This window comes from Vibrio algarum (genome assembly GCF_028204155.1).
GTDB classification, from domain to species: Bacteria; Pseudomonadota; Gammaproteobacteria; order Enterobacterales; family Vibrionaceae; genus Vibrio; species Vibrio algarum.
On sequence record NZ_JAQLOI010000001.1, the window covers coordinates 1912817 to 1939539 of the forward strand.

Genomic DNA, 26723 nt, shown 5'->3' on the forward strand with positions numbered 1-26723 from the left:
TAGGTCAATATTTGGTCCAATAGTTAGACACATATAGTTAGACTCATAGCACGAATATATAAGATGATACTTGGAGTGTGATGTTTTTCTTTGATCGGTTTATAGAGTGGGAAATACTCGTTACTGTAAACTCCTTAGCCATTGAAAGAGAATATAGCGGGCTTTTGGTTTCGCGTATAGATGATGCTATCTGTTTGTTTTATAAGGTTAATAGGAGGCGTTGCTGTGTTTTTTTTGTCATTATTTACGCCACTATAGATAACGACTTCTCAAATGAGCCTGAAAATAATCAGCATTCAGCGTCTAACCAGTTGCCGACTTAACTATCTAATCCGTCGTCAACAAATTCCCTTTACTCCAGATATTCTACGATAACCAAGTGAAAATAGGGGATAGGTCGCCACTTCGGATCACTGAATCGACGTCTACTGTTTTCCTCATAGTCGCCATAATCTGCGCAGTATAGATCGCACCTAAAGTGTAGCTTGGGAAATAGCCAAGTGCGCCATCGGTCTACGGTATAATGTAACCTGCATTTTTAGTTTAGTACATTGAGGCTAGTCCCTTCATTTATGTCTGCTAGATATTATTCCAAATTTTTTTCGATGGTTAGAGTGATATTGGTAAATTTGCTTGTCATCTATATAGTGACACTTTAGTATCACTATATAGATGACAAAGGAGATCTGATATGAAAGTTGAAGTAGTAACTTCCCTTAAGCGAAAGGCTACCAAGATTCTTGCTGAACTACACGATAGCAAAGAACCTATTCTGATTACTGAGCATGGAATACCATCGGCTTATCTTGTTGACGTTGAAGACTATGAGTTTATGCAAAATCGACTTTCTATCCTCGAAGGAATTGCAAGAGGAGAAAGAGCATTAATAGATGGAAAAACGTTAAGTAATAAGGAAGCCAAGGACAAGATGTCAAAATGGCTGAAATAATATGGACTGACCCCGCTCTTACTGACTTAAATGATATAGCTGAATATATAGCCGTAGATAATATAAGTGCGGCAAAAACGCTTATCCAAACAGTTTTTACTAAGGTTGAACGTTTAGAGTTATTTCCTGAATCTGGGCGAATTCCGAATGAAATACCGCATTTGCCTTACCGAGAAGTAGTTGTTAACCCGTGCCGAATATTTTATAAGATAGAAGAAAGCAAGATTTTCATTCTATTGGTAATGCGGGAAGAAAGAAATTTGAGAAAATTTTTACTGAACAAAATGAATTAACTAAATGGCTGAATCAGAAACACCTGGCTCAGCCTTAATTATTTACACCACTACAAGTAACGACTTCTCAAATGCGCTTGAAAGTGATCAGCATTTAACGTCTCACCAGTTGCAGATTTAACCAACTCATCCGTCGTCAATAAACTCCCTTTGCTCCAAATATTTTCAGACAACCATGAGAAAATAGGGGAGAGGTCACCACTTTGAATCACAGAATCAACATCGATAATTTTCTTCATCGTTGCCATAAACTGAGCCGCGTACATTGCACCTAATGTGTATGAAGGGAAGTAACCAAAGGCCCCATCTGTCCAGTGAATATCCTGCATACACCCATCTTTAAAGTTGCCTTGAGTGGATAAGCCCAGATAAGCATTCATCTTACTATTCCATAGCTCAGGTACATCTGTGTATGAGATTTTACCGTTCATTAAATCTCGTTCGATTTCATAGCGTAAGATGACATGAGCGGGGTAGGTAAGTTCGTCAGCGTCAACGCGAATAAAGCCTTTATCAACGCGAGTGTATAGTTTTTGAAAATTACTGCTTTCAAAAACAGGGTCTTGTGCCCTATTAAATGCCGCTGCAGCCATTTTAGAAAGATGCTCTATAAATACGTCGTTTCTACCAACTTGCATTTCGAAAAACAGAGACTGCGATTCGTGAATACCCATTGAACGAGCTTCGCCTACGGGTAGGCCTGCTAATGATTTTGGTAAGCCTTGCTCATATCTCGCATGGCCTGTTTCATGTACGGTGCCCATTAAGGACTGGATGAAATCACTATCATCATATCGTGTGGTTAGCCGGACATCTGTAGGCACCCCACCACAAAAAGGATGGACACTTTCGTCAAGACGACCATGATTGAAATCGAACTGGAGCAGTTTCATTACCTCAAGACCTAACTGCTTTTGTGTATCGCTGGCGTAAGTACCGCTCGGCATTATGATTTTGTCAGATTTTTGCTTATCAATTGCATTATCTATAAGGTCGGGTAACCAAGTGCTTACATCGCTAAATAGCGAATCTAAAGACTCAGTGGTCGTCCCAGGTTCGTATAGGTCAAGCATGGCATCATAAGCAGAAAGTCCAGTTGCCTCGGCTCTGATTTGTGCTTCTTCTTGTGATAAAGCGACAACTTCTTTCCAATTTTGTTTGAACCCGTTCCAGTCATTTTGCCCTCGTTGCGAGCGCCAAGCATGCTCGCACTTTGATCCAGCAAGAGATTTTTTTGTACTAGATCTTCTGGTAGAACATTTGCTTGCATCCAGTTTCTTTTCAGCTCTCGCAAGCTCGACTGTTGGTCGTCAGTGAGTGTCTCCTCTGTGGCTTGATCGAACCAATCTTCAAGCTGTGGTGCGGTCATAAGTTTGTGAATATGAACTGAAAGCTCAGCCATCGCTTCAGAGCGAGCTTGGTTACCGCCAGACGGCATTACAGAAGCTTGATCCCAACCGCATATAGCAGCCAAATGGTTAAAATGAGAGATTTTTTTGAGTGTGCTACGAGCTGTGAATATGCAGACATTGTGTTTTCCATCGCAAAAAAACCAGTTTAACACTGTTCTAAACGATGCGAGAAGACTTGGGTTTATCTTAATTACCTGATATAACGAATTAATTGATGTTTTTTACGGTAACATGGATGCATATTTTAAATATCGAGGCGTTTTTAATAGCCATAACAATACTGACACTGACACCGGGGCTAGATACGGCAGTTGTCATTAGGAATACAAGTCGATCTGGGATGAAAGACGGTTGTGTTACCAGTTTTGGCATTTGTTTAGGTTTGTTTGTACACGCTACATTTTCCGCTATTGGTATTTCTGCCATATTGCTTCAGTCAGCAGAAGCCTTCCAAGTCATGAAGTGGGTTGGGGCTGCCTATCTAATCTATTTAGGTATCAATGGATTGCGCTCGACATTGAAAGGAGGCAGTAGCTTAAAGCTTAGTGATACATCTCATGACAAGTTTCAATTAAAACGATCTCTTAGGGAAGGCTTCCTTTCAAATGTTTTAAACCCAAAAACTGCAGTTTTTTATCTGGCCTTTTTGCCACAGTTCATTGACCCTGAATACTCACCGTTTATTCAATCGTTATTAATGGCAACCATTCATTTTTTTATTGCGATGGCATGGCAATGTGGATTAGCGGGTGCTATAAATTTCGCTAAGCGCCTAGTACAAAATGGTTCAATAATGACGTGGATGGAAGGGTTGACGGGAGTAGTACTTATTGGGCTAGGGATTAAGTTATTGCTCGAAGAGCCGCCCATTCCCAATACATAGACTATTAAATGTAAAGAGCCAGCTAATTTATGCTGGCTCTTTACATTTCAAGGAGAATTAATTTTGCGTTACAAGTTCGTGTTCATCTTTTGATGTGCTATTGAAATAAGCCTTTGTTTCAGCAACAACGATATGACGCAATGCAATGAGACCAATCAAGTTAGGGACAGCCATCAAACCGTTCACGATGTCGGCAATTATCCAAATCATGTCTAAATGCAAGAACGCTCCAGAAGCAACTAAGATAAGAAATAGTATCTTATATGGTAGGACCGCTTTGGTTCCCATTAAGAAAACAACGCAACGTTCGCCATAGTAGTTCCAGCCTAAAATAGTAGTAAAAGCGAAGAACATCAGCCCGATAGAAACGAGCATTGGTCCTAACGTATCAGAACTAAGGCCAACCGCAAAAGCGTGAGTTGTCATCGCAGCACCAGCAAAATCACTTTGCCAAGCACCAGTCAGTATGAGTGCGAGTCCTGTCATGGTACAAATAATGATGGTATCAAAAAAGGTACCGGTCATTGATATAAGGCCTTGGCGAACGCAAGAGTCGGTTTTAGCCGCCGCTGCCGCCATGGGTGCACTACCCAAGCCAGATTCGTTAGAGAACACACCACGTGCAATACCCGACTGAATAGCTAACATCATACCAGCACCTAAGAAGCCTCCCGTTGCAGCCGTGCTTGTAAACGCGGAGACAACTACTAACTCAATAGCAGCAAAGAGTTGATCGGCATTGGCGATGAGAACAAACAAACAGGCAACGACGTAAAATACCGCCATTGCAGGAACGACGCGCCCGGCCACTTTTGCAATCGATTTGATGCCGCCAATGGTCACAATAGCAACAAGGATAGTAAGGACAACAGCTGAAATCTCTCTGGATACCCCAAAAGAGAGATGAGAGGCGTCTAAGATGGCATTGACTTGTGGAAACGTCCCAATGCCGAAGCACGCGACACCAAGGGCAAAGATGGCAAATAAAGTCGCTAAAAGTTTAGAGCCAACCCCATATTGAAGATAGTACATAGGGCCACCAACCATCTGGCCTTTGTCATCAACTTTGCGATATTTTACAGCAAGCAAACATTCCGCGTATTTTGTTGCCATACCAAACAACGCTGCTAGCCACATCCAAAATAAAGCACCCGGGCCTCCGAGCTTGATCGCTGTTGCGACACCAACAATGTTACCTGTACCAATGGTTGCAGATAACGCTGTACACAACGCAGCAAAGCTAGACACATCACCTTTCGCTTTACTGTTTTCTGAACGCGAAAAGACCAATTTAAGCGCCGTAGGTAGGTGTCTAAACTGAATTAACCCTAAACGGAAAGTGAAATAGGCACCTGTGCCAACAAGTAAAATTAAAAGCGGTGGTCCCCAAACAAAGCTGTCGATTGTTTGAAGTAAAGATTGAAAGTTATTCATGGTTCCCCTTAATACTACAAAAATTTAAGGAGAAGAGGGAAAGGTTATTTATTTGTTTTTAATTGAATAAAACGCAAAAACACCCAAAAATGGGCGCAAGGTTGTACCTGTCTTTCCACTCCTCTGTCCTTTTGCCTGAGAGTTTCATCTGGTATTAACGACCAGACTTGCTCCTTCGGCGGCCAAATCTAAACCTAGTTAAAAGGCAAGATATTTTGACTCTCTCCAGAGGTTCCTCCAACTACAGTCCTCACGACTATTTGTGGTTTTATCCACCAATTGTCGCGCCTGAAAGATTCACTTCTTCGGCGGGGTAATATGACCAATAATTAACTCATTAATGGCGCTAAACCCTCTCTCCTGCAGTCTTCATCGGAACAAACGCCTACCATGAAGCTCATGGTAAGCATTCTGCGCTGCGGATATTACATAATAATTTCGTATGTGTCAGTAGCGAAATTATTGATTGCTTGTTTTTCCATCATTAGTTCGTCTAAACAACGAAAAATTAACGTAAAACAGAGAATATGATGCTATATATAAGAGTAATAAGGAGAGACTATGACAAGATTAATAGCTATTGCAGCCTTCATTGCACTTTCAATATTTCTCATTCGTTATAGAACCAATAAAAAAGTACAACATGGTGTAATTATTGCGTTTTTAGTAGGCTTGGCAATTTATACCGTTTCGATCGTAACGACTGAACTATTTCGTTAAATAGGAGCAATAAAAGGTGAGTAAAAACGTTGATCCAAGAGATCAAGAAGATGTAGTGGTTATCGAACAGAGGGATAAACACACCTTAGTTTATATTGCTATAGCGGCGGTATTTGGTATCGCTATTGGCGGGCTCATTGGATCGGTTGTGACAAAGAATAAATGGCAACCGGCATACCAGTCTTTGGAAAAAAGCTTGTCGAAGCAAAACAGAGCCAAACGGAAGTGATAGTACAGAAGGTCGAAGCAGTAGAAAGAAAAGAAGCTGATATTGAGAACGAAATTGCGTTAAGAGTTACCGAACAAATGGCTGTGCTTGAACTGAACAGTAAAAAGGAAGTCGAAAAATCACAAGAAATGGTAACGGAATTGGAAAAAGTTAACATTGAAATGGACGCTCAAATTCAAGCTCAAGTTAAAGAGATAGAGCAGAACATAGAGGCAATAAGTGAGCTAGAAAAACAGATATCGATGCAAGCAAATATCTTTGATAGAGCACGAGAACTATTTCAACGTGAGTTGTTGATTAAACAAGACCTTACAAAATTACAAAAAGAACGTGATGTACTTGAACCGAGATTAAAACGCTTTAGTAAAGAGTGTGATGTCTACTTAGACGGTGCCTCTTTTGAAGTGAATTCATCTTCGTGCGATAAGCGTGACGAGATTAATTCAAATATCAGTCAAATTGACCAGATGATTGAAGTGCATAAGCTTGATTTACGTGACATTGAAGGCATTTCTAACAGCATTGGTCTGTAGGAATAGTTAGCTGATATTGGATTGACCGGCGTGAATCTCTCACCGGTCAATCTAGCCTATTAAGACTATGAGAGCTGTAATCTGTATTTTTTATCTACCACCCACGCTAGCAATCCCCACGCGACACACTGACCCCATAGCAAAGACCATTGCGGCATTATTTGAGTAAAATCAGCGCCAAGTTGGTTTATTTTAAGGAAAGCCTGTATAGCGGGTGTACACGGGATAAGGTTCGAAAGCCATATCATTGGTTGTGGAACACTTTCTAAAGGCCAGATAAAGCCAGCACTAAATATAAGCGGCATTGAGCTGATTAACACCACCACGGCCACTAATTCTCTTCTTGGTAAAATAGCACCTAAAAAAGAGCCGATGAAACATGAGGATAGTAAGAAGGGCGCTAATAGCGCAAGCAATGTTAAAGGTTCTGCCAACCGGTGAATGTCATAAAAGTCAAAACTAAAACCAAAATAGTACATCGACAAGAAATAGTAGGTGGCTATGAATATCGATGATCGGGTCAAGATTAATCTTAACGAGCTCTGTTTCGTCCAGTAACCCTTGCCAAATTTTTGAGTACCTCCAACAACACCTATGCTCATAATTAACGTTTGCTGCAGTATTAAGACAAATACAGCTGGGACAACGTAGTTAACGTATCCCATTTCAGGGTTAAATGTTGGCTTCATATTGACGATAGAGGAAGCGTATTGCCCTGAAGCCGCTTCTAAAGGTTGCCCCTCCATTACCATTCGGTTAACCCGTGCTTTTGCTGCAAGTGTTCCACTAGCACCTGTAATACCTTCTACAATCGCACCATAAACTAAGAAATAGGAAGCGTCGCCCGCAAACGAGAGGGTAGGACTTTTGCCTAATAATAACTCTTTGTAAAAGTGTTCAGGTATAACAAGAATCCCAGTGACTTTTCCTTCTATAAATTGTTGCTTTGCCTCCTCTATAGAATGTGCGCGCGCAGCAATCTTTATTTGAGAGGTGGCATCAACCATTCTTTCTAATTGAAAGCTGGTTAAGCTGTTGTCTAAATTCACAACGGTAATTGTTTGTTCTGTCGGTGTTTGATGAGAGTACGGCAATGGATATAAGAATGAATAAAAAACAACGCCGCCAAACATGGTAAGAAGTATAATTGGGTTTGTAAAAATAGACCGAAGTTCACATTTAACTAAATTGAAGAGTGTCATGAGTTTTTCTCCAACTGACCAAGATGCTTCTTACATAATGGGTAGATGAGAATTAAAGGGAGAAGGTATCCTGCCATGCTAGTGGATATGGCACTAATGGTTTCAAAGCTGGTTACGCCGTAACTGACCTGGCTGATTTGAGCTTCAATATAGTGGCTAATTGGAAGTAATGAGCGCCAAGTGGACGCGATTATACTCATGTCTGTCGCTGGGAATGTCACCCCCATAAATGCAAAGCTTGGTGCAGTAAAAGCGCCAGCAAAACTCATTGCTCTTGCAGGGTCTAATGTAAGGAAGAAGAAAAAAGCTCCCATGATTATGCAGGCAAAAATAGTCAGCAGTTGGGCGTATAGGATAGGCACCAAGCTACCAATCATCGGCCATTCAAAACCAACGTAAAACCAACTTAAAAACCCAAAACCGAGAAGGGCAAAAAATGGAATATAGAACCCGCAAATAGTTAATATTTGTCGTAAAGGCTTGTCACCAAGCATTCTCTTTAGGCCATATACCCTGTGATTGGCCGCAAGTGCTAATATCGTTGCAACGATGATAATAATTTGCCACAGAGCAGGGACAATAGCACTGACCAAAAATTGGGCGTAATTGGTGTTTCGATTAAATAGAGGGGTGATTTGATTTTGAATAGTAACCGTTCGGCCCGCAGCACTTGCTAGTGAATTATTTCCTTTCGCTAGTTGTTTCACAATGCCAAGTTTAGCATCAAATGTTCCATGTGCCTGTGCGATAGCGGCATTTATCAAACGGCCAACAAGAATATATTGGCTGTTATAAAACACCGTTATCTGAGGTGGATTATTAAGGTAAATGTCACGACTGTAGTGAGTCGGGATAATTGCATATCCGTATATATCACCATTTATGAGTGCATTTTTTGCTTCGATTGCACTTTGATATCCACCAGAAACTTTAAGAGTAGCAGTAGAATCGATATTTCTTATCAACTCTCTGGATAAGGTACTATTTTCAAGGTCAACGACACCGAAGTTAATGTTGGTCGCGACATTGGCAGAAAAAATCCACCAAGTCGACATTGCTAATAGAATAGGGATCCATGTAATACAGGATAATAGCCATTTATCCTTGCGTAGCACAGACCACTGAGAGATCGGCATTTCGGTATGCATTCTATTCCTCTGCATCCAAAGTGACAGAAACACTCATACCAACACGCAATCTTTCTGATTGGTCAACTGGCTTTGCTTCAACTTCAAAAGTTCTTAAATCAAAGCCCTGTGAAGAGTCTGTCGAGCGCCACGTTGCAAAGTTACCCATGACAGCAACATGCATAACTTCAAACTCGATTTCTTTATCTAATGCAGGTAGGTAGCCATTAAAACGTGTGCCTTTAGTAAAATACTTGAGCCTGTCTTCACGTACGCTGAAAATAGCCCAAGCGTCGTTCATATCAATGACAGTCACAACCGGGAAACCCTGAGGAGCCAGTTCACCACTGTTTAACAACACTTGAGAAACTTCACCGTTAAACCAACTGTTAATCTTGGTATCTTGAGCATAGGCTTCTACTTCGGCAACTGCACCGGCTGCCATACGTTCTTTCTCAATTGCGGCTTGTTTCGTTTCGTTACGAGCCCCTTCTTGCGCCATTTGGAACATTTGATAAGCGGCACTTTGTGTAAACTTGGCAGCCTGCCATTGGGTTAGTGCTTCGTCTCTTTTCTGCTCTGCAACGACACCATCTTTATACAAACTATCAACACGTTGGAAGGTCTTTTCTGCCAAAGAAGCAGCAGCCTTGGCTTTCTGCCATTGGTCGCTAGCAGCAGCAATTTGTTGTGAGCGTGCACCATTTTCAGCTTGCAATGCCATTGCCCCTGCGGCTTTTTGACCTGCTAGAGCTTGATCAAGTTTCGCGTCGATTTCTGGACTATAAAGGGTAAAAACAGGGTCACCAATGGATATTTGATCCCCTTTACTCACCATAATCTTCTCTATTCTCCCTGGTACTTTAGAAGAAATACTGTATTGCTGCGCCTCTATCTGGCCTTGAAGGCGTATAGGTTTAGGCTGATAGGCTTGATAAAAACTGTATGCAATCCAAGAACCGATACTAACAGCAACTGCTGTCACAAGAATGGGTTTAACGACTTTCATTACTGATCCTCTGATTTTACGGTTTGAGATGCATTCGAAACGTATTGATTAAATGTGTTCATTTCACTACTCAGTGCTAACAATCGATTGAGAGAGATTAAATAGTTAAAGCTCGCAACCTGTTGCTGGGTTTTTATGCTGGCTAAATAGAGCTCAGCATCAACCACATCGAGTGAAGTAGATAAGCCTTGAGTAAATGCCTTACTTCTCAAGCTTAGGTTTTCTTGCGCAAGCTCTAAGCTCGAATTTAATCCATGGACTTCTTCGATTGCTTGTTCGGCTTCGTAGTAGGTCTTTTCTACCAAAACGGTAAGGTCGCGTGTTGCTTGATGGCGAAGATGATGGACTTGCAATACTGCACTATGTGCTGCCTGAACGCTCTCTGAGCGACCATTGTTATCGATTAAAGGGATGCTTACGCCAACGCCGACTAACCAATCTGGCGCTAACTCGGAAGCAAGAGAGTCATCTTCGTATAACGTGTAGTTTCCATAAAGGTAGACTTCAGGATAATAGCGGCCTTTTTCTGCAACAATGAGTTGGCTAGCTTGTTTATTCTTCGCGTCTAAAATGGATAGCCCTGGATAAGTTGTTAAGGTCTGATCGGTAAAAGCGCTTAGAGGTGGAAGATTTTCATTAATAAACAGAGAGGTTTCTGGGTACACTTTTTCATCTTGATTTAAAATCTGGGTCAGTGCAGAAACCGCGATTTCGACATCTTTTTGTGCACGTTTGCGCTCGACGGTTGCTTTCGTTAATGATGCTTCAGCTTGCAGCCTTTCAACTTTGGCTATTTGACCTTGAGTTTCAAGTTTTACAGCGAAGTCTCTGTGTTTAGTTAACCCTTGCTCAACGGAAATTCTTGTTTGTAGAACATCGTTTGCTAAAACCACGCTGAAGTAATATTTAGCTAAGTCTTCGTACTGAGCTTGAGTTTCCATTGCCAAATAGGCGACAGCTTCATCGGTTTGTCCACTCGCAATCTCTTGAGCGGCGGTTATTCTGCCACCGGTAAATATTGGCCAAACTGCCCTGATGGATGAGTTGAACAAATCTTTTTCAGTAATGGTGGATGTGGTAGCACTTAATAAAGAGGTAAGACCTAAATGTGACAACATAGCCGCGCTTGTAGAATCGAGGCTATCAATGATTTGGTCGCCAGATAAGGTCACATCATCGTCTAGACGAGTGTAATTCGCACCTAACGTCACTGAAGGAAGGTTTAACGATGATTTTGAGCCTTCTAGTTGGCGGTAACGGTCAACATTGGCTCTTTGCGCTGCGATAGCGCTGTTCTTATCTTGTAATAATGTCCACGCGTTTTCAAAACTAATCTCACCTGCAATACCAGAAGTTGAATAGAGAATAGCTGTACTTAATAGCGCGAGTTTTGATTTGTAATTCATGGTAAAACAACGATAATGAAAGAAAAATAGAGCATATACTCTAGCGTTAATATTCACAATGTAATTCACCCATATTAGTTGTTAATTTGTTAAATAACGTTGACATAGTCGAGAGAGGGGCACAGGTATGCGCCATAAACCCTATTATCAATCAGATTGTGCGATTATCACCGCCACTATAAGCAATAGTTTGGCTTATCTCTGTTAAGCTTCGGCCTGATTCTTGTTGCCAATGTAGAAATGCGTTATTAGCGGCGGATAACGCTCGCTTTGTTCCTCTTCCCGAGTCGATGATGCCGGTGTTTCGTAAATAGGATTCGACATCAGAAGAAAAAATAAATGTGTCTACACCCATTTGACGGAGGGTGTAAGGGCCAGTATTCCCGCCAAGTCGGTTACCCTGTTTTTTAAGGTATAACCAGAGGCCAGTAATGTTGTTTTCAGGCCAATTGGAAACCATTTCGCTAAAACTCCCGTGCTCTACCTGTACTGACTTAATCATTTGAGCATTAGCAGGAATAGACATGACTTTGGTTAAATGACGAATAATTTGAGGGTCTTTCGCTTTTGCTTCCCATTGCTCTTCTGAAAGCATTAGTAAGGAATCTATCTTAAAGTCAAAAAACACGGCTTCAAAGTTTGGCCATTTATTTCGTACCACTTGCCATGAAATACCACATTGAAAGACTTTCATTGTAAATGCAGCCAACCAACGGTCGTCCCCCACTGACGAAAGCTGCTTGGCTGTTAACGGGCGACTTAAAAGAGACTCTAAATTTTCTTTACTTCCTTTTCGTTCGGCTGCGCGTTGATAGATTGATGCAAACTTTTCCATGTAGAATCCATTGTAAGTCTCCATGCGGAGATAATATAAAGATGATCCAATACTATTATCAGATAATGTTAAACCTTGCTACCGACCATTACACATTCCTTTAACTTGTCTTTTTACTGTTACTCATTAGACATTAGTCTACATTGTCGACAATCTAGTTGTAATAACCCCTATTTTTACGCTATTTTCTGTTTATCAACTGCGCATTGTTAACACAGAGGGTGGAAATTGAATCAAACAACCGAACAAAAAAGCGTAAGCAATGAAAAGGAAGGTACCAAGTCAGAAAATCTGACCGAATACCTTATTGACGCGATTGTTTCTGGCGAAATTGAATCGGGTTCGAAGATCTCAGAACCTGAGTTAGCCAAAAGGTTTGGTGTGAGTCGCGGGCCCTTACGAGAGGCGATAATGCGGGTTGAAGGTCTTGGTCTTATAGAGCGTATTCCTCATGTCGGTGCAAGAGTCATTACATTTTCACAAGAACATTTGTCTGAACTCTATGCCGTTCGTGAGTCTTTAGAAGGCATGGCTGCGAGATTGGCCGCTAGAAATATTAGTAAAGAAGAACTCTCGGCATTAAAGCAATTATTGTCGACACATTCAGAACACATCGATCAGGTAGAGGGTAAGTCTTATTTTCAACAACAAGGTGACTTTGATTTCCACTACCGAATTATTAAAGCCAGCCGCAACACAAAATTGATTTCATTGCTCTGCGATGAGCTATACCACTTATTAAGAATGTACCGTGCTAAATCACCACGGTCACATTCAAGACCTGAAAAAGCTTTAGAAGAACATAAGTTCATACTACAAGCGATCAAAAACCGAGATGAAGAGCTAGCTGAAATCCTAATGAGAAGGCATATCTCAGGTAGCCGTATGCTTATTGAAAAACAAATGCAGTCTGTTAAGGAGAACCACTCATGAGTTTAAGTCAAGGCGCTAAGTTCCGATTAGCCGTTAAAGAAAACGATCCGCTACAAATAGTAGGTACGGTAAATCCATACTGCGCCATGATGGCTAAAAATGTGGGTCATCAAGCGATATATCTATCTGGCGGGGGTATTGCAAATGCTTCTTATGGGTTACCGGACCTTGGTATCACAACACTGAATGACGTGTTAGTGGACGTTGAGCGCATTACTAACGCATGTGATTTACCACTTATGGTGGATATCGATACCGGATTTGGTGGCGCATTCAATATTGCGAGGACCATTAAGGCGATGGAGAAGGCCGGTGCTGGTGCGATTCATATGGAAGATCAGGTCGCGCAGAAACGCTGTGGTCATCGTCCTAACAAAGCCATCGTTAGCCAAGGTGAAATGGCTGACCGTGTAAAAGCCGCGGTAGATGCGCGAATAAACGATGAGTTTGTCATCATGGCACGTACTGATGCGCTTGCGGTAGAAGGTATAGATTCGGCTATAGAAAGAGCAATCGCCTGTGTGGAAGCTGGTGCAGATATGATTTTCCCAGAAGCCATGACGGAATTAGAACAATATAAAAAGTTCTCAGCGGCGCTGGAATCTGCAACAGGCAAACATGTCCCAATTTTGGCAAACATTACAGAATTTGGTCAGACACCGTTGTATGGCGGAGAAGAACTGGCTAAAGCAAGTGTCGATATGGTTCTTTATCCATTGAGTGCATTCCGTGCAATGAATAAAGCCGCCGAAATGGTTTATCAACACCTGCTTGAAGTGGGGAACCAAGAAGCGATGGTTGAGCACATGCAAACACGTAAAGAGTTGTATGCGCATCTTAACTATCACGACTATGAAAATAAGCTAGATAAGCTATTTTCAGAAAAATAATAATAAAAATATTAATTAACTTACCAATAACGTAAACAAACCGAAGCAATGCAGTAAGGAAGCTTCGTAAATAATGAAAGGAGTTCGTCATGCCAGATAAAAAACTAGGTGGAGCCGGGTTAAGAGGGCAGAGTGCAGGGACAACATCTCTTTGTACCGTTGGGCAATCGGGTACCGGTTTAACGTATCGTGGTTACGACATTACAGACCTTGCGAACCATGCGCAATTTGAAGAAGTTGCCCACCTGTTATTGCAAGGACATTTGCCAAATCAAAAAGAGCTAGACGATTACAAAACGCGTTTAGTCAGTCAAAGGGGCTTGCCAAGTGAGCTAAAATCGGCACTAGAACTGATCCCAAAAGATGCGCACCCGATGGATGTGATGCGAACAGGGTGTTCGATATTAGGTAATCTTGAGCAAGAGTTGGATTTTTCCCAGCAGCAATCTAGTACGGAAAGAATGCTGGCGCTATTTCCGGCTATCATCTGTTACTGGTACCGCTTTAGCCATGATGGAGTGCGTATAGATACAGAAGATACCTCTGAAGACACTACTGGTGGTTACTTTCTTAAATTGCTGACGGACAAAACCCCAAGCGAATTACATAAGCAGGTAATGCATTGCTCACTTACTGTATATGCAGAACATGAGTTTAACGCTTCAACTTTCGCTGCCCGCGTATGCGCATCAACGCTATCAGATATACATTCTTGTGTAACGGCCGCAATTGGGACGTTAAGAGGCCCACTTCATGGTGGCGCTAATGAAGCAGCGATGGCGATGATAGAGAATTGGACAACCCCTGAGCAAGCAGAAGAAGAAATTCTCAAGATGTTGGCTGCAAAAGACAAAATTATGGGCTTTGGTCACGCGGTATACCGCGAATCTGACCCTCGAAATGCTTTGATTAAACAGTGGTCTAAAGCACTTTCCGAAGCAACGGGTGATACCCATCTTTACGCGGTTTCAGAACGTGTTGAATCAGTGATGAAGAGAGAAAAAGGGTTGTTTTGTAACGCCGATTTTTTCCACGCATCGGCTTACCACTTTATGGACATTCCAACCAAGTTATTCACACCGATTTTTGTGATTAGCCGTTTAACGGGTTGGGCTGCACACGTTTATGAGCAACGTGCTAATAATCGAATAATCCGACCAAGCGCCGATTACGACGGACCTGAGCATCAAGACTGGCTACCAATTGACAAGCGGAGTTAGCTTCAAAGACGTCGACATAAATAAGTGATAGTAAAACTCGCAGTAGGATAAGCCTGCTAAAGAAAAATTACTGGAAATAAATGATGAATAGTCAGTATAAAAAATCGTTGCCAAATACACAGGTTGAATACTATGACACGAGACTAGCGGTGAATAGTTTGGTTTCTGGTTCATACGAAAAACTCCCTTATACGTCTAGAGTGTTGGCAGAAAACTTGGTTCGACGATGTGAGCCAGAAAATTTAAATGATGCATTATTACAGCTTATCCACCGGAAGCGCGATTTAGACTTTCCTTGGTATCCGGCTCGTGTAGTGTGTCATGACATATTAGGCCAAACAGCTTTAGTAGATTTAGCGGGTCTAAGAGACGCGATTGCGGAACAAGGTGGTGACCCCGCTAAAGTTAACCCTGTTGTTGAAACGCAACTTATCGTGGACCATTCACTTGCAGTGGAACATGCTGGGTTTGACAAAGATGCCTTTCAAAAAAATCGAGACATTGAAGATCGCCGAAACGAAGACAGGTTTCATTTTATAGAGTGGTGTAAAACCGCTTTTCAAAATGTAAATGTGATACCTGCAGGCAACGGCATCATGCACCAAATAAACCTAGAAAAAATGTCTCCAGTGATACAAGTGAAAAACGGTGTTGCCTTTCCCGATACTTGTGTTGGGACAGATAGCCATACACCACATGTTGATGCTCTTGGTGTTATTGCGATTGGGGTCGGTGGCTTAGAGGCTGAAACCGTAATGCTTGGTAGGCCGTCAATGATGCGTTTGCCAGACATCGTTGGGGTGAAGTTAACTGGTGTAAGGCAACCAGGGATTACAGCAACCGATATTGTTTTGGCGATCACTGAATTTCTTCGTCAACAAAAAGTGGTTTCTTCTTACCTTGAATTCTTTGGGGAAGGAGCAAGAAAGCTGACTATTGGGGATAGAGCAACTATCTCTAATATGACACCAGAATATGGTGCTACCGCAGGCATGTTCTATATTGATGAACAGACAATTAATTATCTTAAGTTAACAGGACGTGACGACAAGCAAGTAGAGCTAGTAGAACAGTACGCGAAGCAGACAGGTTTATGGGCAGATGATCTGATAGAAGCCGAGTATGAACGAGTATTAGAATTTGACTTGTCCATGGTACAACGGAATCTTGCTGGACCTTCTAATCCACACCGCCGCTTACCGACCTCTGAGTTAACTAACAGAGGCATAGCCAAAGCGTGGGAGAAAGAAGAGGGGTTACTGCCCGATGGCGCGGTCATTATAGCGGCGATTACTTCCTGCACAAACACAAGCAACCCACGTAATGTTATTGCCGCTGCGTTGCTCGCTAAAAAAGCAAACGAATTAGGCTTAATTCGCCAACCTTGGGTAAAAACTTCGTTTGCTCCGGGTTCAAAAGTTGCCAAACTTTATCTTGAAGAATCTGGTTTGTTGCCAGAACTAGAGAAACTTGGTTTTGGTATTGTTGGCTACGCATGTACGACTTGTAACGGTATGAGTGGTGCACTAGACCCGAAAATCCAAAAAGAAATCATTGAACGAGATCTTTATTCTACTGCTGTTCTTTCCGGTAATCGAAACTTTGATGGTCGAATCCACCCTTACGCGAAGCAAGCGTTCTTAGCATCGCCACCGCTTGTGGTTGCTTATGCTTTGGCTGGGACTATTCGTTTCGACATCGAAAAAGACGTCATTGGTACTAATAATGATGGGCAACCAGTTTACTTGAAAGATCTGTGGCCAAGTGACGAAGAGATCGATGACGTAGTTAGTCGCTTTGTGAAGCCGGAGCAGTTTAATCAAGTTTATATTCAAATGTTTAAGCTAACCGATGATGAGCAAAAAAGTGAGCCTTTATACGACTGGCGACCTCAGAGTACTTATATTCGCAGGCCTCCATATTGGGAAGGGGCGTTAGCGGGTAAGAGAAGCTTATCTGGCATGCGACCACTAGCGATATTACCAGATAACATCACGACTGATCATTTGTCACCTTCGAATGCAATTTTAGCATCGAGTGCAGCAGGTGAATACTTAACCCACATGAAAGTACCAGAGGAAGATTTTAATTCCTATGCTACTCATAGAGGTGATCACCTTACCGCACAGCGCGCTACGTTTGCGAATCCAAAATTGTTTAATGAAATGGTGAAAGAAAATGGTGAGGTGGTGCAAGGTTCCCTCGCACGTATAGAACCTGAAGGTAAGGTTACCCGTATGTGGGAAGCCATTGAAACCTACATGGATCGTAAGCAACCTCTAATTATCGTAGCTGGAGCAGATTATGGACAAGGTTCATCTCGAGATTGGGCTGCGAAAGGGGTTCGTTTAGCCGGTGTTGAAGTGATTGTCGCAGAGGGTTTTGAGCGAATACACCGAACTAACTTAGTTGGGATGGGCGTTCTTCCATTAGAGTTTAAAACCGGTGAAAACCGCAATACGTTAGCATTAGATGGAACAGAACTTTATGACGTAAAAGGCGAAATACAACCAGGTACAGACTTAACCGTTGAGATTACACGTAAAAATGGTGAAAAAGTAAATGTTACGGTTACCTGCCGCCTTGATACAGCGGATGAAGTTTCTGTTTACAATGCCGGCGGTGTGCTGCAGCGATTTGCACAAGACTTCTTAGCGTAAGGGGCTGAATATGAGAGAAGAAAACGTCACCGTTCAGTCTCAGATTAAAGTACCCGCTACCTATATGAGAGGGGGTACGAGTAAAGGGGTATTTTTTAGTCTAGAAGACTTACCTGAACCTGCGCAACAACCAGGGAAAGATAGGGACAATTTACTACTTAGAGTAATAGGAAGCCCCGATCCTTACGCTAAACAGATTGATGGGATGGGAGGAGCAACGTCGAGCACCAGTAAAACCGTTATTGTTTCGAGAAGTACCCAGCCTGACCATGATGTCGATTACCTCTTTGGTCAGGTAGCAATAGACAGGCCATTTGTAGATTGGAGTGGAAATTGTGGGAATCTCTCCGCAGCAGTGGGGCCATTTGCTATCCATAGTGGATTGGTCGATCCCGATAGGATACCGAACAACGGCATCGTTACCGTCCGCGTTTGGCAAGTGAATATTGAGAAAACCATTCTAATCCATGTACCAATCTCTAATGGCTATGTTCAAGAAACTGGCACGTTCGAGCTTGATGGCGTCACTTTCCCTGCTGCCGAAATACAGGTGGATTTTATGGACCCATCCGCGGGTAGTGGGTCAATGTTTCCTACTGGAAATCTAGTAGATGACCTTGAGGTTCCCGGTGTCGGTACATTGAAAACGACAATGATAAATGCGGGAATCCCTACTATTTTCATCAACGCTGAGGACATTAATTACCGAGGTGTGGAACTACAGGACGACATTAATAATGATGAACAAGCGTTAAGAATGTTTGAATCTATTCGTGCGTATGGCGCACTTAAAATGGGTTTGATTGACAAGCTTTCTGAGGCGGAAACTCGACAACATACGCCTAAAGTCGCGTTTATTTCTTCACCACAAAGCTACTACTCTTCAAGTGGCAAAGAAGTAAAGTCGTCCGATGTTGATGTATTGGTTCGGGCATTGTCAATGGGTAAGTTACACCACGCCATGATGGGGACTGCTGCAGTTGCCATTGCAGCCGCTGCCTGCGTCCCAACTACTCTAGTCAATATTGCCGCAGGCGGTGGCGAAAAAAATGCGGTGACGTTTGGGCACCCATCAGGGACGCTAAAAGTGGGTGCAAAGGCCAATCAAACGAAGTATGGATGGGTGGTCGAAAAGGCGGTAATGAGCAGAAGCGCACGAGTATTAATGGAAGGTTGGGTACGCGTACCCCTCGATACTATCAAACATAATTAAGACACATTGGAGGAAACAATATGTCTGCCTATTTAGAAGAATATCAGTGGTCTCAGACTAAACCAGAAAGTTTTTGGAAGGCGCAGTCGGAAAAAATAGATTGGTTTGAATCGCCTAAGACAATATTAGCAAAAGACGAGAACGGTATCGAGCGTTGGTTCCCTGACGGACAGTTAAATACAGCATGGCTTGCCCTGGATTACCATTGCGAACAGGGGAGGGGCGACCACATCGCGCTGATCTATGATTCACCTGTTACGCTAACTAAACGGAAATACACCTATAATCAGCTTCGTGATCAAGTAGCTAAAGTAGCCGGAATGCTTGCAGAAAACGGCGTAGCCAAAGGTGACAGGGTTGTAATTTATATGCCAATGATCCCAGAGGCGGCGATGGCAATGCTGGCATGTGCACGTCTCGGGGCGATTCACTCCGTTGTGTTTGGCGGTTTTGCCCCTAATGAACTTGCTGTACGAATCGAAGATGCTGAACCTAAAGTGGTGATGACAGCTTCATGCGGTATCGAAATTGCCAAGATTATCCCGTACAAACCGCTGATAGACAAAGCGATTATGGATAGCCGTTGGAAACCAGAAAAAGTATTCGTTTTTCAAAGAAAAGAAGAACTAGCAGAGCTTAGCCATGAAAGAGATGTCGATTGGCAAGAAGCCGTCGATAAAGCGAAACCACACGCTTGCGTACCAGTTCAATCTACTGATCCTTTGTATATACTTTACACATCAGGTACAACGGGTAAACCGAAAGGAGTTGTACGTGACAACGGTGGACACGCTGTCGCCATGAAGTACAGTATGAAGTCCATATACAACATTGAACAAGATGACGTGTTCTGGGCTGCTTCGGACGTAGGGTGGGTAGTAGGTCACTCTTATATCGTATACGCGCCACTCATTCACGGTTGCACCACTATATTGTTTGAAGGAAAGCCAGTTAGAACCCCTGATCCCGGTGCATTCTGGCGTGTTTGCAATGAATATAATGTGACTGCGCTGTTTTCAGCGCCAACCGCTTTTCGCGCCATTAAAAAAGAAGATCCTGATGCACTATTGCTCGAAAAATATGATCTGTCTAAGTTGAAAACCATCTTTATGGCTGGTGAGCGTTTAGACCCACCGACGTTAGAATGGGTGTTAGAAAAAACGTCAAAACCTGTTATTGACCACTGGTGGCAAACGGAAACCGGTTGGGCAATTGCCAGTAACCCTACTGGAATAGAAATGATGGAGGTTAAGCCTGGCTCGGCGACTAAACCTGTCCCTGGTTATGATGTCGTTGTCTTAAATGAAGTAGGTGAGGAAGTACCTGCCAATCAACAAGGTTTTGTTGCATTGAAACGCCCACTTCCACCAGGAACACTTCCGACGGTATGGCGTAATCACGATCGCTTTGAAACAGGCTACCTAAGTCAATTTGACGGTTATTACGTTTCTGGTGATGGTGGGTATATAGATGAAGACGGTTACTTGTTTATTATGGGACGAATAGATGACGTAATTAATGTAGCAGGTCATCGTCTATCTACCGGTGAAATGGAAGAGATTGTTGGCGCACATCCGGCTGTAGCGGAGTGTGCAGTAATCGGTATCCACGATGATCTCAAAGGTCAGTTACCACTCGGTTTAGTGGTACTTAAAGATGGTGTTAAGTTGGATGAACTTGCTTTAGAGGGAGAACTGGTTGGTAAAGTACGAACTGAGATAGGTGCTGTTGCGTGCTTTAAACACGCGTTGGTGGTAGATAGATTACCCAAAACGCGCTCTGGCAAGATATTGCGCCGCATTATAAGGCAAATTGCCGATGGGGAAGCCTATACGGTTCCATCAACCATAGATGATCCTAGTAGCTTAAGCGAGATAGAAAGAGTCCTTAATCACTAAAGAAAGTTCTATTCTCTATTCAAGGCGCTGACTTTTGTTGGCGTCTTTCATTTTGTGTCGTAGCAAAAACTGTTTATAATGCAATCAACGGCTTATTTGATTTTCTGGTGAAAAAGTGTCCAACTTAAAAATTCGACCGGCATGTCTAGACGATTTAACCCAGCTCAATGCTTTGATGTTTGAGCTTCATGATTACCATCATCAATCTATGCCTTCGGATATAAAAACGGCTGATGAAATTGAAGAACAAAAATCCATTGCTCTTTATATTAATGACCCCGAGTGTCTGGTTTATGTTGCTATTGAACCTATAGAAGATAAAGTGGTTGGGTTTATCACTGGACATTTTTGCGAACTTGTTTCTGTCGTTAGTCAGCCTATACAGATGGGCAGTGTTGATGAGTTGTATGTTTCAGAAGCGTATCGAAACCAATCTATTGCAGAAAGGTTGATGAAGCGATTAGAGATAACTTTTGAAGAATATGGGGTTAAAAAGATATTCGTAGAGGTGTGGCAATTCAATCAACCAGCAATTAAGTTTTACCAGAAAAGTGGGTTTGGCCATCATATCCATTGGCTATGTAAAACATTAGATTGAGGTTTTTTATCGATTCTACTATTAGCCAACTCTAACCAGTGTGACGGATGACTAATAGTAGTTAGTGAAAAGCGAACATCCTAAACGTTCAGAATAAACTCTTCGATCACTTGAGCAACACCCGAGTTGTCATGGGTGTCGGTTATATGGTCAGCTAACGCTTTCGTCTCTTTGGTTGCATTACCCATTGCTACGCCAAGTCCTGCATACTTCATCATATGGTGATCGTTTTCTGCATCTCCCATACTAATCACTTCGTCCGCGTTAATACCTAAATATTTCGCAACGGCTGCAACACCTACGCCTTTATTGCTTTCTAAGTGAAGAAATTCCAAGAAGATATGTGCGCTTCTAACGATGGTAAATTCATTATGAAGTTCTTTGTCCAATAAAGGAGTCACGCGGTCAAGTTCTTCTGGGGCATCGGCAAACATGGCTTTTATAATTTGGTGGTCATCATCTAACTGCGAGAAATCAAATTCTTTTATGCTCAAACCATTAATGACGGCTTCATGTTCTGTATAAGGGTTATTTTTAGGGGTGATTAAGCCATGCTCAATACTAAAAGCGTGCATATGTACACCCAGTTGCTCGGCTAGTTTAGCGACGTGTTTTGCTTCTTTACCGGTGATAATTTGGCTGTGAATTTCTTTATTATCAGATACACGGTGTACATATGAACCGTTAGAAGACACAACGAAATCTTTATCTGAAGTTAATTGCAACTCTTCGAGTTTTTCTCTCATCCCGGCAAGAGGGCGACCAGACGCTAAGATAACCGTTACGCCTTTCTCTCTCGCATTTGCGATGGCCTGTTTATTTCTATCTGTAATGATTTTATCGCTGTTAAGCAGCGTGCCATCCATATCCAAAGCGACCAATTTATACATAACCTACCCAAAATAATTAAAATTAAAAACAGATGCGAGAATACACTAGTTCTATTTGACCTTAAATATATTGTGAATTAATGTCAGCATCTGGTTTTTTAAAGAGAAAGCAAAATGAACAAAGCCGTTGTTGTTTTTAGTGGTGGCCAAGACTCCACAACTTGTTTAGTAAAAGCGATTCAAGAATTTGATGAAGTACATGCGATTACTTTCGACTACGGTCAAAGACATAAACTAGAGATTGAAGTTGCACAGAATCTAACGAAAGAGTTAGGAATAACTGCCCATAAAGTAATGGATGTTGGTTTATTGAATGAACTCGCGATTAGCTCTCTTACAAGGGATGATATTCCTGTCTCACATGAGCTTCAAGATAACGGATTGCCTAATTCATTTGTACCTGGCAGAAATATACTCTTTTTAACGTTAGCAGGGATATATGCCTATCAAATAGGTGCAAAAACGGTCATTACTGGTGTTTGTGAGACAGACTTTTCTGGTTACCCTGATTGTCGTGATGAGTTTGTAAAATCGATTAATGACGCCTTGGTAAAGGGAATGGATAGAGAGCTTGTCATCCAAACACCTTTAATGTGGTTAAACAAAGCCGAGACGTGGGCTTTGGCCGATCAATATGAAGCACTAGAACTTATAATAAACCAGACATTAACTTGCTACAACGGTGTGATAGGGGACGGGTGTGGGGATTGCCCTTCTTGTGATCTTAGAAAAGCCGGGCTAGAGGACTACCTAGAAAACAAAGACGCCGTTATTACGGCACTGCGAAGTAAAGCAGAGATGTATTGACGTTAAACAGCCCTTCATATGAAGGGCTTTTTAAACAAAACGGCTCTTTGCAATTAGGCGGCGATAGCAAACTTAGATAAAAATGCTTCTTTGCATTCTATAAATCGCTTTACTAAATCATCGACAGCAGAATCGTCATAAGGTCTTAAACCACTTGCTACCATGCGTTTCACACCTTTACCCACTAACTCACCGTCTTCTTTAAAATCAAAGTTAAGGGTTACTACGCCACGTTTTCCTTCAACATCAAAAGTTGCGCCAGAAAACTCGACTTCAGGATGGTGGATATCCAAACGAGAAAATTCTATTTCCATGCTTTCGTAGATAACCAGTGGACGTTGACAGTTGATCATCATCTGTTGTTGTTCCATCAAAGGAACCATAATGTGAGGAAAGTTTTTCCCAGAAAACTGCACATAGTTTTTAACCACATGTTCTATTAATTCTGAATCATGGCTTACTTCACCTTCACGATTCATATGAAGATATTCTTTGCCTTTTTCGTCAACGACAGCGCTTTCATTTTCACACTTATTTTCTACTTGTAAAGCGACACCATCACTTACCATGCCTGAAAAGTCGAAGCGCATTTTTTGACTAATACCTTCTTCTTTAAGTAAAACGGCGAAGAGAAGATCACCAGGTACGCAGAAACGCTTATTGTCTTCGTCATGGATAGGATTAAAATCGCCAGCTACTTTTTTTGCAAAGTGGCTTGCTTGACGTCGAGTAAATTGGAACTTCTGGTTAAGCACTGAAAAGTAAGGAGTTAAAAACATAATAATCTGCTGGTAGCTAAAAACAGGTTAATTATATACAAAAATTTTGTGACAATGGTCTAATCAGTGATTTTTGACAAATATCTAACGTAAAAGGTTAAAAATGAAACCATAGAGAAATAATGCTGAATTTCTGTATGAGTTATCGGAGTAATTCGTCCGTAGATGTACATAAAAGTTGGGTTAGCGGAACTAAATACCGTTCACTAGCCTCATCAGGAGATATCGGTGGAAGTTCAACGGTAACACAAGGTAGTTGCTTCTCTTTACACCATGTACCGTAAGAACCTGGTGTTTTATAACCTATATCTTCCACAACCGGTAGGTCAAAAGTATTCGATAACCAGTAGGCTAGTTTTGATAAATCCGGATCATCAATACAGGCAAGTGGTTCGTGGAAGCTAATTGTAAATCTAGGGTTAAGCTCATCTATTAATCGTAATAATGCATCGATTTCAGGTTCTAATAGTCCATTACTCGTTTTAATCACGACATCTCGAACATCTGCAGTGCTATTCCAGCGATAAACCGTATCTTCATTGAGCTGATTTTGAGTGGGAAAATTACGATTCAGATCAACAGAATTTGCATTCGAGCGGGTTCCCAACTGATTACCATCTGGATTAATGGACAGAATAATATGGTGCTTCTGCTGGTTTTTAGTCAGAGTTCGAAGCGCACAAGATAATGCCATGATTGACGCTGTTTCATCACCATGAGTGCCAGCGATAATGAGCCCTGCATTTTCAACTTCTATTTGGGCTGGAAAATAAAGAAGTGGGGCACCGTATACAGATAAACCATAATGAACGGGTTCGAGAATGAATGTTCCTCTTTCTGAGCGCCTTCTTGTCAGTGACATTAGTATTTTCATCCTTTAATAATGTGAGCTTTGTTAAAAACGACAGTCAACACAAACTGATATGCTTACATGTGGCACCCTATCTTACAGGTATAGACAGTTTAACTGCTATTTGCCTGTATTAATCCCGATTACTCAATTGGTTATACTATATACCTATCAATATTCAAGGATGAACAATGGAAATCAATGCTAAAACGTCTTTATCAATAGTGACGAGTTTAATACTGTCGCTGTCTTCATTTGTAGAAGTGCAAGCAGCAAATGTGCCAGAAGGAACCTCACTAGCAAAAAATCAAGTTTTAGTTAGGGGAAATGATGCAGAAGCGGCAACGTTGGACCCCTTAAAAGCTGAAGGTATGCCTGAAATTCATATACTACGTGATTTATTTGAAGGGTTGGTAATTCAGGATGAAAACGGCAAAGTGACACCGGGTGTTGCTTTAAAATGGGACAATAGTGGCAATCAGGTGTATCGATTTCACCTTAGAAAAGATGCGCGCTGGTCAAATGGTGACCCTGTAACTGCAAACGATTTTCTGTTTAGCTTACACCGTGTTGTTGACCCCAATTTTGCGTCGCCAAATGCGTGGTATTTAAAGTTAACCGAAATTAAGAATGCCAAAGCCATTATTGAAGGTAAGAAGCCAGTTGATTCTTTGGGTGTTAAAGCGATAGATGACTACACGTTAGAATTTGAACTAGAAAAACCAGTGCCGTATTTTATTTCGATGACGGCACATACCGCTATGATGCCATTACATTCTAAAACAGTATTAGCAAGCGGAGATACATGGGCTCGGCCTGAAACAATGGTCTCTAATGGTGCATTTAAATTGACGGAATGGGTGATTAATGAGCGTATAGAACTTGAGAGAAACGATAAATACTGGGACAACGCTAATACAATCTTGAATCACGTCACTTATATACCGTTCGAAAACCAAAATTCAGCACTAAATCGTTATAAAACAGGTGAAGTTGACATGACATCAGATGTGCCTGCGCAAATGGCAACAAAACTAAGAGAAACTCACCCAGATGATTACCGCGTAACTCCTCTATTATGTACGTACTATTATGCGTTTAATACACAACATAAACCGTTTGATGACCCTAAAGTTCGTAAAGCTGTGGCCTATTCGATTAAACGTGATGTGATCACAAATGGGATTACGACGGTAGGAAATGTACCTGCGTTTACCTTTGCGCATAAAGATGTAGCAGGGTTCAAAGCGACTATGCCTGATTACGGTAAGTGGTCTCAAAGTGAACGCGAAGAGAGTGCAAAACAACTAACCAAAGAGGCGGGCTATGTTGAATCGACGCCTATAGAAGCAAAGCTGTTGTATAACACAAGTGAAAGCCATAAGACGATAGCTATTGCGATTGCATCTATGCTTGAAAAAAACCTAGATGCAAAAATCACCCCCGAAAACCAAGAGTGGAAGTCTTATCTTAGCTCTAGGAAATCGGGTGATTTTGATATTCTTAGAGCATCTTGGTGTGGTGATTATAATGAAGCATCAACTTTTTTAAGTCTGTTTACATCAGACAATGAAAGAAATTATGCCTTTTATAAAAATAGTGATTATGACTCTGCAATTTCAAAAGCCCAAATGGCAACTGACGAGCAGGAAAGGAATAAATACTATGATCAAGCAGAATCGATACTTGCTGAAGATATGCCTATAGCGCCTATCTATTTTTATATGCAAGCAAGGCTAGTCAGGCCAACAATTGGTGGATTCCCGATGCATAACGCAGAAGGTAGAATCTATTCCAAAGATCTTTATATCAAATCCAACTAACAACAGTTTGGGTATGGACAGGTTCCATACCCAACTTTGCATAACTTTAGCGAGCAAATAAGGGCTCTTTTTTTCTAAAATAGCTTTTAGAGTACCCATTCAGTTAAAAAGTTGAATTGCCAGTACATTC

The 26723-nt window shown here is 41.7% G+C and carries 24 protein-coding genes, 2 pseudogenes and 2 riboswitches; of the genes and pseudogenes, 15 read left to right on the forward strand and 11 right to left on the reverse strand.

The genetic code is table 11. The features are described 5' to 3' along the window. Window positions 1–303: 303 nt before the first annotated feature. A pseudogene (locus tag PGX00_RS09130) lies at window positions 304–513 on the reverse strand (carboxypeptidase M32); the annotation flags it as partial. A 178-nt stretch (window positions 514–691) separates the two neighbouring features. Here PGX00_RS09130 and PGX00_RS09135 point away from each other — a divergent pair. Beyond that, window positions 692–949 (forward strand): type II toxin-antitoxin system Phd/YefM family antitoxin, encoded by a 258-nt coding sequence (locus PGX00_RS09135; protein ID WP_272135469.1) that lies wholly within the window; start codon window positions 692–694, stop codon window positions 947–949. Further along, window positions 937–1242 (forward strand): type II toxin-antitoxin system RelE/ParE family toxin, encoded by a 306-nt coding sequence (locus PGX00_RS09140; protein ID WP_272135471.1) that lies wholly within the window; start codon window positions 937–939, stop codon window positions 1240–1242. Before PGX00_RS09135 ends, PGX00_RS09140 begins: the two co-directional genes overlap by 13 nt. A 50-nt stretch (window positions 1243–1292) precedes the next feature. On the opposite strand, the pseudogene PGX00_RS09145 reads toward PGX00_RS09140, so the two are convergent. Then, window positions 1293–2806 (reverse strand): annotated as a pseudogene (locus PGX00_RS09145) (carboxypeptidase M32). An 83-nt stretch (window positions 2807–2889) separates the two neighbouring features. On the opposite strand from PGX00_RS09145, the gene PGX00_RS09150 reads away from it, so the two are divergent. Next, complete coding sequence (locus tag PGX00_RS09150) at window positions 2890–3537, forward strand: LysE family translocator (RefSeq protein WP_272135473.1); 648 nt, start codon at window positions 2890–2892, stop codon at window positions 3535–3537. A gap of 57 nt (window positions 3538–3594) precedes the next feature. Here the strand turns inward: PGX00_RS09150 and PGX00_RS09155 are convergent, their stop codons facing one another. Then, the gene (locus PGX00_RS09155) at window positions 3595–4971 is read right to left on the reverse strand and encodes an alanine/glycine:cation symporter family protein (protein WP_272135475.1); all 1377 of its coding nucleotides are present in this window, start codon (window positions 4969–4971) and stop codon (window positions 3595–3597) included. Between the two features lie 113 nt (window positions 4972–5084). Then, a riboswitch (glycine riboswitch) is annotated at window positions 5085–5210 on the reverse strand. A 27-nt stretch (window positions 5211–5237) separates the two neighbouring features. Next, window positions 5238–5344, reverse strand: a riboswitch (glycine riboswitch). A gap of 188 nt (window positions 5345–5532) precedes the next feature. Between PGX00_RS09155 and PGX00_RS09160 the strand changes: the two genes are divergently transcribed. Genes PGX00_RS09160 through PGX00_RS09170 form a run of 3 tightly spaced genes read left to right on the forward strand, consistent with a single transcriptional unit; the run spans window position 5533 to window position 6453 of the window. Next, window positions 5533–5691, forward strand: a complete 159-nt coding sequence (locus PGX00_RS09160) for a hypothetical protein (RefSeq protein ID WP_272135477.1) — start codon at window positions 5533–5535, stop codon at window positions 5689–5691. A gap of 16 nt (window positions 5692–5707) precedes the next feature. After that, on the forward strand, window positions 5708–5920 hold the full coding sequence (locus PGX00_RS09165) for a hypothetical protein (protein WP_272135479.1): 213 nt from the start codon (window positions 5708–5710) through the stop codon (window positions 5918–5920). Next, entirely contained in the window at window positions 5854–6453 is a 600-nt protein-coding gene (locus tag PGX00_RS09170) for a chromosome partitioning protein ParA (protein ID WP_272135482.1), read from the forward strand. The genes PGX00_RS09165 and PGX00_RS09170 overlap by 67 nt, the downstream gene beginning before the upstream one ends. Window positions 6454–6518: 65 nt before the next feature. On the opposite strand, the gene PGX00_RS09175 is transcribed toward PGX00_RS09170, so the two are convergent. The 5 genes from PGX00_RS09175 to PGX00_RS09195 form a co-directional block, all read right to left on the reverse strand. Beyond that, window positions 6519–7655 carry an ABC transporter permease gene (locus PGX00_RS09175; protein ID WP_272135484.1) on the reverse strand — a complete coding sequence of 379 codons (1137 nt, stop codon included), beginning with the start codon at window positions 7653–7655 and terminating at the stop codon, window positions 6519–6521. Further along, window positions 7652–8803 carry an ABC transporter permease gene (locus PGX00_RS09180; RefSeq protein WP_272135487.1) on the reverse strand — a complete coding sequence of 384 codons (1152 nt, stop codon included), beginning with the start codon at window positions 8801–8803 and terminating at the stop codon, window positions 7652–7654. The genes PGX00_RS09175 and PGX00_RS09180 overlap by 4 nt, the downstream gene beginning before the upstream one ends. A 1-nt stretch (window position 8804) precedes the next feature. Further along, complete coding sequence (locus tag PGX00_RS09185; RefSeq protein ID WP_272135489.1) at window positions 8805–9791, reverse strand: HlyD family secretion protein; 987 nt, start codon at window positions 9789–9791, stop codon at window positions 8805–8807. Beyond that, window positions 9791–11197, reverse strand: coding sequence for a TolC family protein (locus PGX00_RS09190; RefSeq protein ID WP_272135491.1), 1407 nt, complete (start codon window positions 11195–11197; stop codon window positions 9791–9793). Before PGX00_RS09190 ends, PGX00_RS09185 begins: the two co-directional genes overlap by 1 nt. A 151-nt stretch (window positions 11198–11348) precedes the next feature. Continuing rightward, window positions 11349–12032 (reverse strand): DNA-3-methyladenine glycosylase I, encoded by a 684-nt coding sequence (locus PGX00_RS09195; RefSeq protein ID WP_272135493.1) that lies wholly within the window; start codon window positions 12030–12032, stop codon window positions 11349–11351. Window positions 12033–12260: 228 nt separating this feature from the next. Between PGX00_RS09195 and PGX00_RS09200 the strand changes: the two genes are divergently transcribed. The 7 genes from PGX00_RS09200 (at window position 12261) to PGX00_RS09230 (ending at window position 21444) form a co-directional block, all read left to right on the forward strand. Further along, window positions 12261–12965 (forward strand): GntR family transcriptional regulator, encoded by a 705-nt coding sequence (locus PGX00_RS09200; RefSeq protein WP_272135495.1) that lies wholly within the window; start codon window positions 12261–12263, stop codon window positions 12963–12965. Continuing rightward, window positions 12962–13855 (forward strand): methylisocitrate lyase, encoded by an 894-nt coding sequence (prpB, locus tag PGX00_RS09205; RefSeq protein ID WP_272135497.1) that lies wholly within the window; start codon window positions 12962–12964, stop codon window positions 13853–13855. Before PGX00_RS09200 ends, prpB begins: the two co-directional genes overlap by 4 nt. A gap of 89 nt (window positions 13856–13944) precedes the next feature. After that, a complete protein-coding gene (prpC, locus tag PGX00_RS09210) occupies window positions 13945–15075 on the forward strand; it encodes a bifunctional 2-methylcitrate synthase/citrate synthase (protein ID WP_272135499.1) in 1131 nt (376 codons plus the stop codon). An 83-nt stretch (window positions 15076–15158) separates the two neighbouring features. Then, entirely contained in the window at window positions 15159–17735 is a 2577-nt protein-coding gene (gene acnD, locus PGX00_RS09215; protein WP_272138004.1) for a Fe/S-dependent 2-methylisocitrate dehydratase AcnD, read from the forward strand. Between the two features lie 10 nt (window positions 17736–17745). Further along, window positions 17746–18948, forward strand: a complete 1203-nt coding sequence (gene prpF, locus PGX00_RS09220; protein WP_272135500.1) for a 2-methylaconitate cis-trans isomerase PrpF — start codon at window positions 17746–17748, stop codon at window positions 18946–18948. Between the two features lie 20 nt (window positions 18949–18968). Then, complete coding sequence (locus PGX00_RS09225; protein ID WP_272135502.1) at window positions 18969–20846, forward strand: propionyl-CoA synthetase; 1878 nt, start codon at window positions 18969–18971, stop codon at window positions 20844–20846. 115 nt (window positions 20847–20961) lie between these two features. Further along, complete coding sequence (locus tag PGX00_RS09230) at window positions 20962–21444, forward strand: GNAT family N-acetyltransferase (protein WP_272135504.1); 483 nt, start codon at window positions 20962–20964, stop codon at window positions 21442–21444. 80 nt (window positions 21445–21524) lie between these two features. On the opposite strand, the gene PGX00_RS09235 is transcribed toward PGX00_RS09230, so the two are convergent. After that, on the reverse strand, window positions 21525–22334 hold the full coding sequence (locus PGX00_RS09235) for a Cof-type HAD-IIB family hydrolase (RefSeq protein WP_272135506.1): 810 nt from the start codon (window positions 22332–22334) through the stop codon (window positions 21525–21527). Window positions 22335–22448: 114 nt separating this feature from the next. Between PGX00_RS09235 and queC the strand changes: the two genes are divergently transcribed. Further along, window positions 22449–23141 carry a 7-cyano-7-deazaguanine synthase QueC gene (gene queC / locus PGX00_RS09240; RefSeq protein WP_272135509.1) on the forward strand — a complete coding sequence of 231 codons (693 nt, stop codon included), beginning with the start codon at window positions 22449–22451 and terminating at the stop codon, window positions 23139–23141. Window positions 23142–23194: 53 nt separating this feature from the next. Here queC and PGX00_RS09245 read toward each other — a convergent pair whose 3' ends face one another. Together PGX00_RS09245 and mpaA are read right to left on the reverse strand one after the other, a co-directional pair. Next, entirely contained in the window at window positions 23195–23920 is a 726-nt protein-coding gene (locus PGX00_RS09245; RefSeq protein ID WP_272135511.1) for a DUF3581 domain-containing protein, read from the reverse strand. A gap of 142 nt (window positions 23921–24062) precedes the next feature. Further along, window positions 24063–24782 carry a murein tripeptide amidase MpaA gene (mpaA, locus tag PGX00_RS09250; protein ID WP_272135513.1) on the reverse strand — a complete coding sequence of 240 codons (720 nt, stop codon included), beginning with the start codon at window positions 24780–24782 and terminating at the stop codon, window positions 24063–24065. A gap of 179 nt (window positions 24783–24961) precedes the next feature. On the opposite strand from mpaA, the gene PGX00_RS09255 reads away from it, so the two are divergent. Then, entirely contained in the window at window positions 24962–26593 is a 1632-nt protein-coding gene (locus PGX00_RS09255) for a peptide ABC transporter substrate-binding protein (RefSeq protein ID WP_272135515.1), read from the forward strand. The last annotated feature ends 130 nt before the right edge of the window (window positions 26594–26723 follow it).

Coding starts and splice junctions, on each gene's coding strand:
- PGX00_RS09135 (WP_272135469.1), top strand. CDS start 692: ATGAAAGTTGAAGTAGTAACTTCCCTTAAGCGAAAGGCTACCAAGATT.
- PGX00_RS09140 (WP_272135471.1), top strand. CDS start 937: ATGGCTGAAATAATATGGACTGACCCCGCTCTTACTGACTTAAATGAT.
- PGX00_RS09150 (WP_272135473.1), top strand. CDS start 2,890: ATGCATATTTTAAATATCGAGGCGTTTTTAATAGCCATAACAATACTG.
- PGX00_RS09155 (WP_272135475.1), bottom strand. CDS start 4,971: ATGAATAACTTTCAATCTTTACTTCAAACAATCGACAGCTTTGTTTGG.
- PGX00_RS09160 (WP_272135477.1), top strand. CDS start 5,533: ATGACAAGATTAATAGCTATTGCAGCCTTCATTGCACTTTCAATATTT.
- PGX00_RS09170 (WP_272135482.1), top strand. CDS start 5,854: ATGGCAACCGGCATACCAGTCTTTGGAAAAAAGCTTGTCGAAGCAAAA.
- PGX00_RS09175 (WP_272135484.1), bottom strand. CDS start 7,655: ATGACACTCTTCAATTTAGTTAAATGTGAACTTCGGTCTATTTTTACA.
- PGX00_RS09180 (WP_272135487.1), bottom strand. CDS start 8,803: ATGCATACCGAAATGCCGATCTCTCAGTGGTCTGTGCTACGCAAGGAT.
- PGX00_RS09185 (WP_272135489.1), bottom strand. CDS start 9,791: ATGAAAGTCGTTAAACCCATTCTTGTGACAGCAGTTGCTGTTAGTATC.
- PGX00_RS09190 (WP_272135491.1), bottom strand. CDS start 11,197: ATGAATTACAAATCAAAACTCGCGCTATTAAGTACAGCTATTCTCTAT.
- PGX00_RS09195 (WP_272135493.1), bottom strand. CDS start 12,032: ATGGAAAAGTTTGCATCAATCTATCAACGCGCAGCCGAACGAAAAGGA.
- prpB (WP_272135497.1), top strand. CDS start 12,962: ATGAGTTTAAGTCAAGGCGCTAAGTTCCGATTAGCCGTTAAAGAAAAC.
- prpC (WP_272135499.1), top strand. CDS start 13,945: ATGCCAGATAAAAAACTAGGTGGAGCCGGGTTAAGAGGGCAGAGTGCA.
- acnD (WP_272138004.1), top strand. CDS start 15,159: ATGAATAGTCAGTATAAAAAATCGTTGCCAAATACACAGGTTGAATAC.
- prpF (WP_272135500.1), top strand. CDS start 17,746: ATGAGAGAAGAAAACGTCACCGTTCAGTCTCAGATTAAAGTACCCGCT.
- PGX00_RS09225 (WP_272135502.1), top strand. CDS start 18,969: ATGTCTGCCTATTTAGAAGAATATCAGTGGTCTCAGACTAAACCAGAA.
- PGX00_RS09235 (WP_272135506.1), bottom strand. CDS start 22,334: ATGTATAAATTGGTCGCTTTGGATATGGATGGCACGCTGCTTAACAGC.
- queC (WP_272135509.1), top strand. CDS start 22,449: ATGAACAAAGCCGTTGTTGTTTTTAGTGGTGGCCAAGACTCCACAACT.
- PGX00_RS09245 (WP_272135511.1), bottom strand. CDS start 23,920: ATGTTTTTAACTCCTTACTTTTCAGTGCTTAACCAGAAGTTCCAATTT.
- mpaA (WP_272135513.1), bottom strand. CDS start 24,782: ATGTCACTGACAAGAAGGCGCTCAGAAAGAGGAACATTCATTCTCGAA.
- PGX00_RS09255 (WP_272135515.1), top strand. CDS start 24,962: ATGGAAATCAATGCTAAAACGTCTTTATCAATAGTGACGAGTTTAATA.